The following is a 15,684-nucleotide window of genomic DNA, read 5'->3' on the forward strand; positions in this document are numbered from 1 at the left end:
CGCTCGAACGACTCGACTTCGTCTCTTTTCAATGTGATGCGGCTAACGAATTGTGACGAAATCATGACGCCCAACGTGGAAGTGAGGGGCAGCCGGAGCGAAGCGCAGGGAACCACAAGCGCAGCTTGTGGCTGTCCCTCTCGACTGTAGTGTTAGAGCTATTTGCCATAGAGGCTAGCTCGAATCTCAGAGCCAGAACCCAAACCTTTCAGCTCTACGTAGAACTGATCGACTGAGGCTGGATCAACGAGAATGCATTGTTTGGATTTTTGATATTCATTCGACGGGAACACAGGGTGCTCTGCTTCAAGCTCTGCCCAGACCGCAACATGGCCAACGCCATCAATGCACTCAAACTTCATTTCGCAAAGCCCGACGCCTGGCGAGCCAAGCGCATGCTCAACACGGCTTTCGGGAGAAGCAGGAAACCCTTTTAGCTTTTCAGCTAACTCATCAAATTGCTCTGCGTAACCCCAAAACTGAATTTTTCCAGCGAATGAATCACTTTCGACAATGGCTTCGAAGCGAGCCAAGCCATCACCATCATCGGGCTGACGAAGAACAAAGGAAAGTGAGCAAGGACTCATGAGAGCTCTAACGTGAAGTAGTCCTCAAAACGAGGAAATAAAGGTTTATTTGTCAAAACGACCCGCAAGGGCAAGCCATTGGTTATTAACGGGCTTGTTGTCTTTACTGGCCTCATGATGACAAATAAAACCACGACCGCCAAGACGGTGCCGGGCGCGGCAGCCCCGGCGTCCCTTGAGCCTGGCGCTGCGCCGAAACTGCTCGATCTGTTGCGTGATCGCTTGCGTTTGAAGCATTACAGCATTCGCACCGAAGAGGCCTATCTGCATTGGGTCAAACGCTTCATTCTTTTTCACGGCAAGCGGCATCCTGCAGAGATGGGCAAGGATGAGGTGGAGGCGTTTCTGACTTCGCTGGCGGTGGAGCGCAATGTGGCGGCCTCTACGCAATCGCAGGCGCTTTCGGCGATCCTGTTCCTGTATCAGGAGGTGCTGGGTCAGGTATTGCCTTGGCTGGATGAGGTGACGCGGGCGAAGAAGCCGGTGCGCTTGCCGACGGTGTTGGCGGTACCCGAGGTGCAGGCCTTGATGGCGGCGGTGGATGATCCGGAGATGGCACTGCTGGTGCGCTTGCTCTACGGCACAGGGATGCGGGTGATGGAGGGGGTGCGCTTGCGGGTGAAGGATGTGGATTTTGCACGGCGCGAGATCGTGGTGCGCGAGGGCAAGGGCAACAAGGATCGGGTGACGATGCTGCCGGGGAGCCTGGTGGAGCCCCTGCGCGCGAAGATCAAGTGGCGCCAGCAGCAGCACGTGGCGGATCTGGCGCTCGGGCGCGGCTCGGTCTATCTGCCGCACGCGTTGGCGGTGAAGTATCCGGCGGCGGATTCCTATTTTGGCTGGCAGTATGTTTTTGCAGCGACGGGCTTTTCGACGGACCCGCGTTCAGGTGTGGTGCGGCGCCATCATGTGGATGACCAGCGGGTGCAGCGTGCGGTGAAGAAGGCGGCGCATGCGGCAGGGATCGTCAAATCCGTGTCGCCGCATACCTTGCGCCATTCGTTTGCCACGCATCTGCTGGAAACCGGGCAGGATATCCGCACGGTGCAGGAGCTTTTGGGCCACAAGGATGTGAGCACCACGATGATCTACACCCATGTGCTCAATCGCGGCGGGCTGGCGGTGCTGTCACCGCTGGACCGGGTCTGATGGGCTTCGGGTGATAGACACGGCCTTGTTTTTGTGACGATCCAGCGCCTTGATCAGGCTAATCTTTGTGGGGGCTCCGGAGGGGGCGAGTCTGAGATTCAGGGTTGGGGCTTTGGCCTCACTGTTTTGGTGAGGGTGTTTAGATCTTTGCTGTGTTGTATTGGCAGGCTTTGAGCGGGCAGGCGGGCCTGGGTTTTAGGGGGCTGGATGCACGTTTTTCCGTGGCAGGAAATGGGGGGCGTCTCTGTCCGAAACCAGCACCAGATCTGTGCGCGAAGGCGCAGTCGGCTGGCTGCGGTAGAATCCGCCCCTGACCTGTTGTCCAGATTGAGGATACCGACGTGAGCGTAGTAACCGGATTGAGAAACCTGAGCCAGCAAACCCTGTTCAAGAAGGGCGATGTATTCGTCCTGTTCGGCGAGCTTTTCGGGCGCGGCTACGCCAATGGCCTGGTGAACGAAGCCCGTGATGCCGGCCTGACCCTGATTGGCATGACCGTGGGCCGTCGCGAAGCGGATGGCAGCCTGCGCAAGCTGAATGACGAAGAGCTTGCTGCGGCCGAAGCCAATTTCGGCGGCAAGATCATCAATGTGCCGATGATGGCTGGTTTCGACATGGATGCCCCCGCTGGCACGCCTACCGTGACCTCGCTGGTCAACGAGATGGGCCTCAAGACCTGGCAGGAAGACAAGCTCGACTGGGCGCATGTGGAAGCCTGCCGCGCAGTCGGCGTGGCCCGCTTCAAGGCCGCCGTGACGGAAGCTATGGCGCAGCTCGACGGCATGATTCCGGATGGCGCCAACGTATTCTTTGCCCACACCATGGCTGGTGGTCTGGTGAAGGCCAAGGTCTTCCTCGCGATTGCCAACCGCATCTACAAGGGCCGCGGCGACCGTTTCATGTCCTCGCAGGCGCTGATCGAGTCCGATCTCGGCAAGCTCAACCTGATGAACTTCGATGAAGTCACCGCCAATACCTTCGGCTACTTGATCGAAGGCTCCGCTGCGATCCGCGCCCGCGTCGAAAAAACCGGTGGCGCCGCGCGTTACACAGCCTACGGTTACCACGGCACCGAGATCCTGATCGGTGGCGAATACCACTGGCAGACCTATACCAACTACACCCAGGGCTATGCGAAGAAGCGTCTGGAGGACATCGCCAAGGCAGCCTGGGATAAGGGTGTGAAGGCCACCGTGTTCAACTGCCCCGAAATCCGCACCAATTCATCCGACATCTTCGTCGGTGTGGAGCTCTCGCTAGTGCCGCTGCTCAACGCACTCAAGCGCGAAGGCTGTGGTGCCTGGGGCGAAGCCCAGTGGGCGGCCTGCGAAGCGCTGCTGCAAGAAGGCCATTCGCTCGCCGCGATCCTTGAGCAACTCGACACCTACAATCAGGACCCGGTGATGGTGGCTTTCCGCGACTTCGCTGCCTGGCCGATGGACAACACCCCGGAGCTGGCCGAACGCATGATCGGCACCTCCGAATCCATCACCGGCCAGCACAAAGAGCGCACGGCTTTGATCACCGACCACCTCTCGGCGCTGGTGATCGAAGCCACCGGCCCGCTGATGTTCAACGAAGCCGCCGCACCGAGCGGCCCGGCGCTGTGGCTGAGCCACGACGTGATCGCCAAGCAGCTGGCGAAGCTGCACGGCTGATCCGTTTCGGCGTTTGAATGCAAAACAGCCCGCTGATGCGGGCTGTTTTGTTTGTGGAAGTCCTAGGGCGTCAATCGCCCGAAGGGCATTGCGCCGAATGCATCAAGCCGCAGCAAATGCTCCCAGCGCTGCCACCACATCGTCTCTGCTCACGCCTTCGCCGAAGCTCGCCGGCACGCCGTCCAGCGCGGCCGCGCCTTCGTTCTTCAGCCGCCCGACCCACTGACCAGCATCGCGGCCGGAATCGAAGCCTTCGCTTTGCAGCAGCAGGCGGCCGTCAGCACTGCTGAGCTTGAAGTAGAACTTGCCGTCGGCTTCGCGGTATTGCTTGAACACCGGCAACTGGGGTGCGGCGATTTCGGCTTTCTTTTCGACGGCGACCGGAATCGCGTTGAAGCGGCGCAGGCCGACGGCTTCGCGCAGCTCGGCCAGGAAGGGCGTGGCGACGGCACGGGCCTTGGCGGCACCTTCCTGCAGCAGCGCTTCGATGTGCTCGGGGCGGCTCATCAGTTCGTCGTACTTGGCACGCATCGGGGCGAGGTCACGTTCCAGCACGGTGAGGAAGCGCTGCTTGGCTTCGCCCCAGGCGAGGCCGCTACGCAGATCTGCGCGGAACTGGCTGCGTTCCTCGGCGTTGGCGAAGGCGTCAAAGAGGGTGACGAGGTGGCTGTTGTCCGGGTCTTTCGGTTCGCCGGGCAGCTTGGAGTCGGTGACGATGCGGGCCACTGCCGCCTTGAGTGCCTTGGCGCCGCCTTCAAACAGCGGAATGGTGTTGTCGTAGCTCTTGGACATCTTGCGCCCGTCCAGCCCCGGCAGAGTGGCGACGTTGTCTTCGATGGCCGCCTCGGGCAGCACGAAGAGTTCGCGCCCGGCGCCGAAGAGATGGTTGAAGCGCTGGCCGACGTCGCGGGCCATTTCGATGTGCTGGATCTGATCGCGGCCGACCGGCACCTTGTGTGCCTTGAACATGAGAATGTCGGCCGCCATCAGCACCGGGTAGCAATAAAGGCCCATGGTCACGCCGGCGTCCAGCTCTTCGCCTGCGGCTTCATTAGCGTCGGTGCTGGCCTTGTAGGCGTGGGCACGGTTCATCATGCCCTTGCTGGTCACGCAGGTGAGCAGCCAGTTGAGTTCCGGGATCTCGGGGATGTCGCTCTGGCGGTAGAAGGTGACGCGCGAGGTGTCCAGCCCGCTAGCCAGCCAAGTGGCGGCAATTTCGAGACGCGAGCGCTGGATGCGCGCGGGGTCGTCGCACTTGATCAGGGCGTGGTAGTCGGCCAGGAAGAAGAAACTTTCGGCACCGGGCTGGCGGCTGGCGGCAATCGCTGGGCGGATGGCGCCAGCGTAGTTGCCGAGGTGAGGGGTGCCGGAGGTGGTGATGCCGGTGAGTACGCGCAGAGTCATGATCGGATTCGGTGATGAGCGCCGGAGGGGCGGGCAAGGCGCAAGTGTACGGTGGAATTGGGCGCGCGGGGCAGTGCCGACTGCGGAATGGCGGGCGGGTGCTCAGTTCTCGTCCGCACTGCGCAGGAGGAGCGGATTCTGGCGCTGCAGTGGGTTGCGCGCCTCCAGTTCGCTGATGTACTGCGCCATGCCGTCTGATTCCCGCGCCAGAAAGTCTTCCACGGCACGGGCAAAGCGTGCGTCGGCGAGCCAGTGCAGCGAGCTGGTTTCCACCGGTTGCAGCCCGCGTGCGAGCTTGTGCTCGCCCTGGGCACCGCCTTCGAAGCGTTGTAGCCCGTGCTGGATGGCGTATTCGATCGGTGCGTAATAGCAGGCTTCGAAGTGCAGGCAGCTGACCTCGGCGAGCGTGCCCCAGTAGCGTCCGTAGAGGCTCGTGCTGTCGCGCAGGAGCAGGCTGGCGGCGATGTCCTGCCCGCTCTGATGGGCGATCAGCAGAACGCAATGCTGCGGCAGGCGCTCGCCCAGTAGTTCGAAGAAATCCAGATTGAGATAGGGGGCGGAGCGGTGCAGGGCGTAGGTGCGGGTGTAGCAGCGGGTGAAGAAGGCCCAGTCCTGTCGGCTGATCCTTGCTCCCTCGAGCACCCGCAGGCTGACGCCGGCTTCGGCCACGCGGCGGCGCTCCTGGCGGATCTTCTTGCGCTTCTCGCCGCTGAGTGCGGCGAGGAAGTCCTCGAAGTTGCGATAGCCCGCGTTGTGCCAGTGAAACTGCACGCTGGTGCGGCGCATGCAGCCCAATTCCTGTGCCCAGCGCACTTCATCGGTTGCCGCAAACAACAGGTGCAGGGACGACAGGCCGCTGTGCTGGGCGGCTTGCAGAACGCCACCCAGCAGCGCACGGCGACAGGCTGCGTCAACGCCCAGCACGCGCTGCCCCGGCACTGGCGTGAAGGGTATGGCCGCCAGCCATTTCGGGTAATAGTCGAGACCGTGCCGGGCGTAGGCCTCGGCCCAGGACCAGTCGAACACGTATTCTCCCATCGAGTGCTGCTTGAGATAGAGCGGCATGGCGGCGAGCAGCCGGCCGTCGTCCCATAGGGCGGCGTGGGCGCTTTGCCAGCCCGTGCCTTCGCCGACGCAGGCGGTGGCCTCCAGTGCGTGCAGGTAAGCGTGACGCAGGAAAGGCTGGTCATTCGGCGCCAGGGCGTCCCAGGCCCGGGCCGGGATTTCGCTGATGCGGGCGTGGTGGCGGAATTCCATGATGCGGTTCGAGATGCCGGGGGTGGCGCTTAGTGTTTTTCAGGATGATGCCTGAAGCAGGCGCCGCAGTCTGGCCTGCCGGAAACGCCAAGGGCCAGCGCGTGGCTGGCCCTTGGGCGGCGAAGCGGGAGGCGTTTATTCCTTGATGGCTTCGACGGAGATGCTCAGGGTGACTTCGTCCGACACATAGGGGGCGTACTTGCCCATGTTGAAATCGCTGCGCTTGAGGGTGGCCACGGCGTTGGCGCCGATGGTGTCCTTCTTCATCATCGGATGCGGCGCCAGCGTGAAGTTGGTGACCGTGAGGGTCACGGGTTTGGTGATGCCCTTCATCGTGAGGTTGCCTTCGATGGACGCCGGCTTGTCGCCCTCGAATTTCACGGCAGTGGATTTGAAGCTGATGCTGGGGTACTTGGTGCTGTCGAAGAAGTCTTCGCCCTGGATGTGGCCGTTGAACACTTCATAGCCGGTGTTGACCGACTTGGCGTCGATCACCACATCCACGGCGCCGGTCTTGGCTGCGCGATCCAGCGTGATCTTGCCGCTGGTCTTGTCGAAACGGTGCTGCTGGTTGCTGTAGCCGAAGTGGTTGTACTCGAAGCGCGGCGCGGTATGCGTCGGGTCGATGGCGAAGCTTTCGGGGGCGGCGAAGCTGGTCGCGGAAACCGCGGTCAGGGCGAGGGCTGCGATGATTTTTTTCATGGGGACAATCCTTTGGGTGGGGTGGGGATGGAACTGTTTATTTCTTTGCCGCGGCGAGCAGGCGGAACTTGATCTGGACGTCGTTGGCCACGGTGCCGAAATCGGCCCACATGCCTTCACCGATGGCGTAGTCAGCGCGCTTGATGGTGAACGCGCCTTCGAAAACGCCGTTGGCTCCGTCGGCCTTGAAGCTGACCGGGGTGCTGACATCCAGGGTCTTGCCCTTGATCGTGAGCTTGCCGGCTACTTCAAAGCGGTTATTGCCCAGTGCCTTGATGCCGCTGGAGACGAAGCGCGCAGTCGGGTGGGTGGCTGTGTTGAACCACAGCTTGCCGCTGACCTCGGAATTGCCTTCCGCTGAGCCCACATCGATGCTGGCCACTTCGATCTCGAAGGCCGCGCTGGCCTTGGCCGGCTGGGCCGGGTCAAAGGCCAGCTGGGCCTTGAAGCGCTTGAAGCTGCCCTCCATCGGCACATTCATCTGACGGTAGGAGAAGCCCAGGCTGCTCTTGTCGGCAAGCAGCTGGCTGTATTCGACGGCCTGTGCTGCAGTGGAGGCGAGCAGGCTCAGCAACAGGGGAATGGTGTAGGCGAGGCGGATTTTCATGGCGGTTCCGGAGCGGGAGGGGAGTCAGGCTTTGTTCAGAAAGGGCAGCATGCGGCCCAGCACTTCGTCGCGATCGATCACGTAGTGTTTGAGGGCGGCAGCAGCATGCAGGGCGACCAAGCCCAGCAGGCCGAAATTGAGGGCGCCGTGCAGCTGGCCGAGCTGTTTGCCGAGTTCAACATTGCGTTCGAGCAGGTCAGGCAGCGGCAGCACGCCGAAATACACGGTAGGCACGCCCTTGGCCGAGCTCATCAGCCAGCCTGAAAGCGGAATCGCCAGCATCAGCAGATAGAGCAGGCGATGCGTCCATTCCGATGCTGCGTGCTGCCAGGCCGGCATCCCCGCCGGGGCGGCCGGAGCCGGGTGGGTGAGGCGCCAGCCGAGGCGGAATACGGCCAGCAACAGCAGGGTGATGCCGGCCCACTTGTGCCAAGAGTAGTACTGCAGCTTGGCCGGGGAGAAAGGCAGGTCGCTCATGTAGAAGCCAAGCGCCAGGGTGGCGGAGAGGCCGAGGGCCAGCAGCCAGTGCAGGCGGATTGCGGTACGGGTGTAGGTGCCGGGGCGGGAGGAACTCATGGCAAAGCGCAGCCTTCAAGTCAGAATGAAGCGGACTTTACACAAGGCGTTAATTGCGTTGAATCTGCTTGATGGCAATTAATTGTTGCGAAAATTGCAACTATTGGCGTGGAACTTTCCGATGGGGCGATGAGCTTGAGCGGAAAGATGGCGGGCTGAGCGGGGCTGCAGGCCTGAACGTTTCAGGAGGTGCGAGGCTCAGTCCGTGGCAGCGGTGACCTCGACCAGGCAGTCGTAGAAGGTCGCTCCCTTGCCCAGATCGGTGGGCGCCTGGGAGGTGACGGCGTTGGCGTTGCAGCCGTCGCCGGAGAGTTTCTGCCACCAGATCGAGGGGGCGCTGACAACGCCCTCGCGTACTCCGGGATGGATTGCATCGACGCGCAGGCTGGCGTGGAAGGCGCCGCGCGCGTTGAAGATGCGAACCCGCGCGCCATTCTGCAGGCCGCGTGCCGCGGCATCGGCCGGATGCATGTCCAGCCAGGGTTTGCCTTCGGCCGCAACAAAGCGCGGCAGGTTGGCGAAGCTGGAGTTCAGGAAGTGGCGCGAAGGGGGGCTGACGAAGGCCAGCGGGTATTTCGCAGCCAGCGCTGGGTTGCTGCGCGGCCCCTCGCGCGGCGGTACGTAATGTGGCAGCGGATCAATGCCCTGGTGCGCCAAAGTGTCGGAGTAGAACTCGCACTTGCCCGAGGGGGTCAGGAAGCCGCCCTCGGCGAAAGGTGCATAGGGCGTCGGCACGTTCAGGCGCTGCCAGCCCTGTGCTTGCAGACTTGCCATGTCGATGTTGCCGCTGCGTGGGTGCTCCTTGCGGAAGGCCTGGGCGCCGATCTCTTCGTCGGTTTCGGCGAAGCAGGGTTCGGTAAAGCACATGCGGCGAGCGAGTTCGCGGAAGACCCAAGTATTGGGCCGCGCTTCACCGAGCGAGGCGATGGCGGGCTCGTTCACCATCACGTTGAGATGACCATAGGATTTGTGAATATCCCACTGCTCCAGCTGACTGGTGGCTGGCAGCAGGATGTCGGCAAAGTCGGCGGTGTCGGTCTGGAATAGCTCGTGCACCACGCAGAAAAGGTCTTCGCGGGCAAAACCGGCGCGCACCTTGTTCGAATCGGGCGCGACGGCGACCGGGTTCGAGTTGTACACCATGATCGCGCGGATCGCCGGGTCGTCCGCTTCGAGCAAGGCATCGCCGATCGCGCTCATGTTGATGTGGCGTGGCGGGAAACGCGAGTCGCAGGGATAGAGGTCGGGGCGTTCCAAGGCATGGCTGTCAGTGCCATAGGTGCCGGAGGTGGACAGCAGGATGCCGCCTTGTGGCCAGCGCCAGTGCCCGGTCAGCGCCGGTAGGCAGCTGATTGCGCGCATGGCGGAGCCGCCGCCAGCGCAGCGGTTGAGGCCGTAATTCACGCGGATGGCGGCGGGGCGGCCGTCCTGACCGTATTCGCGGGCCAGTTGTTCGATGTCAGCGGCAGCCAGCCCCGTTTCGCCGGCAGCCCGCTCTGGCGTCCAGTCCGCGACGCGGCGTTTCAGGGCGGCGTAGCCGGTGGTGTAGCGCGCGACGTAGTCTTCGTCGACCAGTCCATCACGGATCAGCACATGCATCAGGGCCAGCGCCAGCGCGCCATCGGTGCCGGGCAGCGGCGCGAGGTGCCAGTCAGACTTCTCGGCGGTGAGGCTGCGGACAGGATCGATGCACACCACGCGGGCACCCTTGCGCTTGGCTTCAACGATGCGCGCCCACAGGTGCAGATTGGAAACAACCGGGTTACTGCCCCAGATCAGGATGTAAGGCGCGTCGGCAAAGGCTTCTGGATCAGTGCCGAGGGTTGCGCCGATAGTGGCCTTGTAGCCCTGATAGCCGGCTTCGGCGCAGATCGTGCGATCAAGGAAGCTGGCGCCGAGGCGGTGGAAGAAGCGCCGGTCCATCGAGCTGCCCTGCACCAGGCCCATGGTGCCGGCGTAGCTGTAGGGCAGGATGCTGCGCGGATCGGTCGCGGCGAGCTGGCGAAACCTTTCGGCGATGGTGTCTAGCGCCAGCTCCCAGCTGATGCGCTCGAAGCGCCCTTCGCCTTTCTTGCCGACGCGCTTCATCGGATACAGCAGTCGCTGCTCAGAGTAAGTGCGTTCCAGGTAGTGGGCGACCTTGCTGCACAGGGTGCCGCGCGTGATCGCCACATCCGGCGCACCGCGCACTGCGGTGGCTCGCCCGTCTTCAACCGTGACCTGCATCGCGCAGGTGTCAGGGCAATCATGCGGGCAGACGGCGCGGACACTGCGGCGGCGGTCGCTCATGGCTTTACCTGTGCGGAACGACGGGGGTTTCGGTGAGTTCGACGTAGCGCTTGCGGTCGGCATCGAAGCTGGCCCGCAGTTGCTCGATCTCGCGGAGCTTGGAGGCGATCACCTGACGGATGCCTTCAAGCTCCGAAGCATTCACGGCGATGTTTTCTGACAAGGTGCGCGGAATCGCCCCCTTGGCCGGCTTCTGCTTTTCGAGCTGGGCGTTCTGGGCGACCAGGTCGGCTTCACGGGCACGCGCGGCGCGGATTTCGCCTTCGATGTTGCCTATGTCGCGATCGCGGCGGCGATCCAGCTCACCGACCGTGGCGTAGGAGTCCAGCAGCACCTGATCGCGGCGGCGGGCTTCGGCCTCCTTGGCAACCTTGGCGCGTTGGGCACGCAGCTCAACTTCGCGCCTCGCTTTCTGCTCGGGCGTCAGTGGCGCTTCGACTTCGCGTACCACCCGGCCGCCCAGAATTTCGTAGTAAGCGCGGTCGTAACAAATCTGCGGCAGGCTGTCTCCACAGGTTCGGCGACCCGTGCTGTCATTGCAGCAATAAGTGCGCGTCTGAGCCTGTGCGGGCGCAGCCAGCATCAGCAGCAAGGGCAGCACGAGCAAGGCGCGCACAGACATTTCAACTCACTCCGTAGGTGGCTCGGTAGGTTTGCACCGCCGGCAGGTATTCAGCGAGACGGGCGTCATCGGCAATGAAAGCCATCAGATCGTCCAGTGTGGCGACGGCCACCACGGGTACGCCGAAGGCGTCACGCACTTCCTGGGCTGCGCTCTTAGCGCCGGTGCCGCGCTCCATGCGATCGATGGCAATCACCACGCCAGCCAGCTCGGCGCCATTGGCGCGGATGATTTCCACAGACTCACGTACCGAAGTGCCCGCCGAAATCACATCATCGACCACGATCACGCGGCCTTTGAGCGGTGCGCCCACCAGGGTGCCCCCTTCGCCATGATCCTTGGCTTCCTTGCGGTTGAAGCAGAAGGGGATGTTGCGACCCTGGGCGGCCATCTGCATGGCGGTACCGGCCGCGAGCGGAATGCCTTTGTAGGCCGGGCCGAAGAGGGTGTCGAAAGCGATGCCGGACGCGCCGATGGCCTGAGCGTAGAAGCGGCACAGCTCGCCAAAGGAGGCGCCGTCATCAAACAGGGCGGTATTGAAGAAGTACGGCGACAGGCGTCCGGCCTTGGTCTTGAATTCGCCAAAGCGTAAAACCCCCTTGCGCTCGGCAAGGGCGAGGAAATCACGGCTAAAATCCACGGCAATCAATCATCCACAAGAAAACACGCTGAATGTTACGCATCATCACTGCCAACCTCAACGGCATCCGCTCCGCAGCGACCAAAGGCTTCTTCGACTGGCTGGCGCAGCAGGAGGCCGATGTGGTCTGCCTGCAGGAACTCAAGGCGCAGGAAGCCGACCTCACGGCGCAGATGCTGCAGCCGCATGGTCTGCAGGGTTATTTCCACTGTGCCGAGAAGAAGGGCTATAGCGGCGTGGGCATTTACACGCGCCAGACCCCCGCGGCAGTGGCGAGCGGCATCGGGGTGGCCGAGTTCGACGCAGAGGGGCGCTATCTGCAGGCTGACTTCGATACGCCGGACAGGGGCTTGTCGGTCGTGGCGCTCTACCTGCCTTCCGGCTCCAGTTCGGAAGAGCGGCAGCAGGCCAAATTCCGTTTCATGGATGAGTTTGCGCCCCGCATGGCCGCTTTGCGTAGCAGCGGGCGGGAGGTGGTGATCTGCGCGGACTGGAATATCGCTCAGCGCGAGATTGACCTGAAAAACTGGAAGAGCAACCAGAAAAACTCCGGCTTTCTGCCCGAGGAGCGGAGCTGGATCGCGGCACGGCTGGCCGAGGGCTGGGTGGATGCTTATCGCCGCCTGCATCCCGAGGCGACTGACGAGTGCTACACCTGGTGGAGCAATCGTGGTCAGGCCTGGGCCAAGAACGTGGGCTGGCGGCTGGACTATCAGCTGGTCACGCCGGGTCTTGCTGCGCGGGTGGAGCAGGCCGCTGTTTACAAGGCGCAGCGCTTCTCGGATCACGCGCCGCTGAGTGTGGATTACCGTTGGAGCAACGCCTGACCCCTGATTTGAGCAAGAGTTCAACAGGCTGGGGCGAGGCTGGATTAAAATTCCGCAAATCCGCTTTACGAAGACAATCATGGAAACTCTCGAACTGCTGCAGGAATTCATCAAGCGCCGGGTGCCGAATCCGCCGGAAAACGTGACACTGGAAAGCAAGCTCGAAGAAGTCGGGGTGGACTCCTTGACCTTGCTGGACCTGATGTTCGATATGGAAGACAAGTTCGGCGTGCGCATGCCGGACGATCTGCCGCGCCCGGAGACCGTGGGTGAATTGATCGAAATCTTCGAAAAGCTCAAGCCGGCCGACGCTGCGATTCCGAATGAGTAATGCTGGCCGCCGCCGTGTGGCGGTGACTGGCGTCGGGCTGGTCAATCCCTTTGGCGGGATGGACGCTCAGGACTTCTTCGCGCGCCTGATGCGTGGTGAGTCTGCCGTTCGCCTCCATCAACATCCTGCTTCGCCTGCGCCACTGGCTCAGCCCGCAGGCATCTGCACCGGCTTTGACGCCGAGGCAGTACTCGGCCGCCCCCTGGCGGCCGTGACCGACCGTTACGCCCAGCTGGGCGTGGCTGCTGGCTTCGCGGCCTGGGACGACGCGGGCATGCCACGCCAGGGCGAAGAGCGCGACGAATACGGCGTGTCCTGGGGCACCGGCATCGGCGGCACGATGAGCATGGAGAAGGGCTATAACGACTTCTTTGTGCACGGCAAGGACCGCGCCCATCCGCTATCGGTGGTGCTGGTCATGAACAATGCGGCTGCCTCGCATCTGGCCATCAATCTAGGCCTCGGTTCGGCTTGCCTGACCTATTCGGTGGCCTGTGCTTCTTCGGCGATCGCGATTGGTGAGGCGATGCGGCGAATCCAGAGTGGTGAGTCGCAAATGGTGATTGCCGGTGGCTCAGAGGCTCCGCTGTCTTTCTCGATCATGCGCGCTTGGGAAGCCATGCGCGTGGTGGCGCAAGGGAACGAAGAAACGGCTTTCAAGGCTTGCCGCCCCTTTCAGGAAGGGCGTAGCGGTCTGGTCCTCGGCGAAGGTGCTGCGGCTCTGGTGCTGGAAGACTGGGAGCATGCTCAGGCGCGTGGCGCCCGTATCTATTGCGAGCTGGCCGGCTATGGCCAGAGCTGCGATCACACGCATCTGGTCAAGCCGGACGCCTACGGTCAGACCCGCGCTATGAACCTGGCGCTGCGCGAGGCGGGCCTGGCGGTTGAAGAGATTGGCTATCTGAACGCCCATGGCACGGCAACCCGCGAGGGAGATCCCTCAGAGATCGAGGCGCTGCGTCAGGTCTTCGGGGCGCATGCGGAGCAACTGCTGGTCAGTGCCAGCAAATCCATGCATGGTCACTTGCTGGGCGCCACCGGTGCATTGGAGGCGCTGATCACGGTGCTGGCCCTGGCGCGTGGTGAAGTGCCGCCGACCGCGCATCTCGATCTTGTGGCCGAAGATTGCCGCGGCGTGCGTCACGTGATGGGCGAGGGCCTGCGCAACGTGCCCTTGCGCGCGGCCGTATCCAACTCTTTTGCTTTTGGCGGCAGCAATGCCGTGCTGGCGTTCAAGGCGGTGTCGTGAGTTTTTTGTCCCTGAGTCTGCAGGCCCCGGGTGCCGCAGAGGCTGCCGGATGGCTGGGGGCGGCGGTTTATGGTGAGGCGCAGGCCTTGCCGGGGGCGGTGCATGTGCCGATGCCCCTGCTCGCCACTTCGCATACCTCCTTGCTGCATGCCTGGCACTGCGATGGCACGCTCAGTGAGGGGCGTCTGGGGGCCGTGGCTTATCGCCGCAGCGAAGACTTCCTGTTCGGAGTCCTGAGCCTGCCCGAGGCGGGGCGTGGCATGCAGGCTCTTGGTTTTGCCGCCTATCGCGATATCTTTGCCTGCCTTGAGCGTGAGGGCATGCCACAGTTGCTGCGCTTCTGGAATTACCTGCCGCGTATCAATGAGGCCGGGGGAGGCATGGAGCGCTATCGCGAGTTCAATGTCGGCCGTCAGGACGCCTTCATCGAAGGTAGCCATCCACATCTGGCCGGCTCTCCCTCGGCGTGTGCGCTGGGCTGTGGCGGCGATGCACTGGTGGTGTATTTCCTCGCTTCGCGACATGCGCCACTGGCGATCGAAAATCCGCGCCAGCTCAGCGCCTGGAGCTACCCGCAGCAATACGGTCCGCGTGCGCCAACGTTTTCGCGTGCCAGCCTGCTGCAGTTACCCGCGCAGGAGGTGCTGTTTATTTCCGGTACAGCCAGCATTCTTGGTCACGAGAGTGTGCATCCGGGCGATGTGGCCGCGCAGACTCAGGAAACCCTGCGCAATATCGAGGCCGTGCTGAGCGAGGCCAATCGCCGCGCCCGCCATGGAAGCTTTGCGGCGCGCGATCTGACGCTCAAGGTTTTCGTTCGCCATGCGGCAGATGTCGTTGCCGTGCAGCATGTGCTGGAGACTGAATTGGGCAAGGATCTGAATGTCATGTATTTGCGTGCCGATGTCTGTCGTGCCGAGCTGCTGGTGGAAATCGAGGCTTTCGGTTTTCTCGGAGCGGCTGCATGAAGGCGCTACTGCTGTTCCTGCTTCTCCTGGCGCTGCCCGCACAGGCCGAACTCAAGCCGCGCTGGGAGTTGGGCATGGGGGTGGCTGCTGCGACTTTGCCGGATTACCGGGGTTCGGATGAAGCCAGTGAGATGCTGCTGCCCTTTCCGTATGCGGCTTATCGTTTCGACTGGCTCAAGGCCGATCGCAACGGTGTGCGCGCCACGCTCTTCGATTCGGACAAGGTTGAGCTGAACCTGAGCGCCGGTGCCACGCCGCCGGTGAAGAGCAAGAATAACCAGGCGCGTCAGGGTATGAGCGATCTGAAGCCGATGATCGAATTCGGCCCCTCGCTCGATTTCAAGCTGTGGCAGAGCGACAACCAGGACACTCGGCTGGACCTGCGCCTGCCGGCGCGTGCGGCCTTCGAGTTGCGCGAGGGCATGCATTACAGCGGCTGGCTGTTCTCGCCGCGCCTGAATCTGGACTTCCTCAATGTGGGGCTGCCCGAAGGCTGGCGCGTGGGGTTGGTGACCGGCCCGACCTTTCAGGACAAGCATCTGAACGCCTATTTCTACTCGGTCGACGAGCAATATGCGCGCGCTGACCGCCCGGCCTACTCGGCCAGCGGCGGTTATACCGGCTGGCAGTTTCTAGGCGCTGTGTCACGCAAATTCGGCAAGACCTGGGTGGGCGCCTACGCGCGCTGGGATACGCTGAAAGGCGCGGCTTTCGAGGATAGTCCGCTGGTCAGGCGCAAGACCTATTTCACCGCCGGTATCGGCGTGACCTGGACTCTGGCGCAATCCTCGGAGATGGTCGAAGTCGGCGACGACTGA

The 15,684-nt window shown here is 62.7% G+C and carries 16 protein-coding genes; 7 read left to right on the forward strand and 9 right to left on the reverse strand.

Features of this window, described 5'->3' with window-relative positions; all coding sequences use genetic code 11:
* Positions 1–158: 158 nt before the first annotated feature.
* Positions 159–587 (reverse strand): hypothetical protein, encoded by a 429-nt coding sequence (locus tag Q3Y64_RS14660; RefSeq protein ID WP_303562948.1) that lies wholly within the window; start codon positions 585–587, stop codon positions 159–161.
* A 114-nt stretch (positions 588–701) separates the two neighbouring features.
* Here Q3Y64_RS14660 and Q3Y64_RS14665 point away from each other — a divergent pair, with 114 nt between their 5' ends.
* Together Q3Y64_RS14665 and Q3Y64_RS14670 are read left to right on the forward strand one after the other, a co-directional pair.
* Positions 702–1,736, forward strand: coding sequence for an integron integrase (locus tag Q3Y64_RS14665; RefSeq protein ID WP_303562950.1), 1,035 nt, complete (start codon positions 702–704; stop codon positions 1,734–1,736).
* 341 nt (positions 1,737–2,077) lie between these two features.
* Entirely contained in the window at positions 2,078–3,394 is a 1,317-nt protein-coding gene (locus Q3Y64_RS14670) for a hypothetical protein (RefSeq protein ID WP_303562952.1), read from the forward strand.
* Between the two features lie 102 nt (positions 3,395–3,496).
* Here the strand turns inward: Q3Y64_RS14670 and Q3Y64_RS14675 are convergent, their stop codons facing one another.
* The 8 genes from Q3Y64_RS14675 to pyrE form a co-directional block, all read right to left on the reverse strand.
* Entirely contained in the window at positions 3,497–4,798 is a 1,302-nt protein-coding gene (locus Q3Y64_RS14675) for a tryptophan--tRNA ligase (RefSeq protein ID WP_303562954.1), read from the reverse strand.
* A gap of 102 nt (positions 4,799–4,900) precedes the next feature.
* Positions 4,901–6,055, reverse strand: a complete 1,155-nt coding sequence (locus Q3Y64_RS14680; protein WP_303562956.1) for a GNAT family N-acetyltransferase — start codon at positions 6,053–6,055, stop codon at positions 4,901–4,903.
* Positions 6,056–6,190: 135 nt separating this feature from the next.
* Positions 6,191–6,757, reverse strand: a complete 567-nt coding sequence (locus Q3Y64_RS14685) for a YceI family protein (protein ID WP_303562957.1) — start codon at positions 6,755–6,757, stop codon at positions 6,191–6,193.
* A 37-nt stretch (positions 6,758–6,794) separates the two neighbouring features.
* Positions 6,795–7,364: a YceI family protein gene (locus Q3Y64_RS14690; RefSeq protein ID WP_303562959.1), complete on the reverse strand. Its 570-nt coding sequence runs from the start codon at positions 7,362–7,364 to the stop codon at positions 6,795–6,797.
* 24 nt (positions 7,365–7,388) lie between these two features.
* On the reverse strand, positions 7,389–7,940 hold the full coding sequence (locus tag Q3Y64_RS14695) for a cytochrome b (protein WP_303562961.1): 552 nt from the start codon (positions 7,938–7,940) through the stop codon (positions 7,389–7,391).
* Between the two features lie 198 nt (positions 7,941–8,138).
* On the reverse strand, positions 8,139–10,229 hold the full coding sequence (locus tag Q3Y64_RS14700; RefSeq protein ID WP_303562963.1) for a molybdopterin-dependent oxidoreductase: 2,091 nt from the start codon (positions 10,227–10,229) through the stop codon (positions 8,139–8,141).
* Positions 10,230–10,233: 4 nt separating this feature from the next.
* The gene (locus Q3Y64_RS14705) at positions 10,234–10,851 is read right to left on the reverse strand and encodes a DUF4124 domain-containing protein (protein WP_101943237.1); all 618 of its coding nucleotides are present in this window, start codon (positions 10,849–10,851) and stop codon (positions 10,234–10,236) included.
* 1 nt (position 10,852) lies between these two features.
* Complete coding sequence (gene pyrE / locus Q3Y64_RS14710; RefSeq protein WP_303562964.1) at positions 10,853–11,491, reverse strand: orotate phosphoribosyltransferase; 639 nt, start codon at positions 11,489–11,491, stop codon at positions 10,853–10,855.
* A 32-nt stretch (positions 11,492–11,523) separates the two neighbouring features.
* On the opposite strand from pyrE, the gene Q3Y64_RS14715 reads away from it, so the two are divergent.
* From Q3Y64_RS14715 to Q3Y64_RS14735, 5 genes are all read left to right on the forward strand, one after another.
* Entirely contained in the window at positions 11,524–12,318 is a 795-nt protein-coding gene (locus Q3Y64_RS14715; protein ID WP_303562967.1) for an exodeoxyribonuclease III, read from the forward strand.
* A gap of 79 nt (positions 12,319–12,397) precedes the next feature.
* Positions 12,398–12,649 (forward strand): acyl carrier protein, encoded by a 252-nt coding sequence (locus tag Q3Y64_RS14720; protein ID WP_101943242.1) that lies wholly within the window; start codon positions 12,398–12,400, stop codon positions 12,647–12,649.
* Complete coding sequence (locus Q3Y64_RS14725) at positions 12,642–13,898, forward strand: beta-ketoacyl synthase (protein WP_101943243.1); 1,257 nt, start codon at positions 12,642–12,644, stop codon at positions 13,896–13,898. Before Q3Y64_RS14720 ends, Q3Y64_RS14725 begins: the two co-directional genes overlap by 8 nt.
* Positions 13,895–14,866, forward strand: a complete 972-nt coding sequence (locus Q3Y64_RS14730; protein WP_303562970.1) for a hypothetical protein — start codon at positions 13,895–13,897, stop codon at positions 14,864–14,866. The genes Q3Y64_RS14725 and Q3Y64_RS14730 overlap by 4 nt, the downstream gene beginning before the upstream one ends.
* Positions 14,863–15,684 (forward strand): MipA/OmpV family protein, encoded by an 822-nt coding sequence (locus Q3Y64_RS14735; protein WP_101943244.1) that lies wholly within the window; start codon positions 14,863–14,865, stop codon positions 15,682–15,684. Before Q3Y64_RS14730 ends, Q3Y64_RS14735 begins: the two co-directional genes overlap by 4 nt.

Source organism: Uliginosibacterium sp. 31-12 (assembly GCF_030548425.1).
Lineage (GTDB): Bacteria > Pseudomonadota > Gammaproteobacteria > Burkholderiales > Rhodocyclaceae > Uliginosibacterium > Uliginosibacterium aquaticum.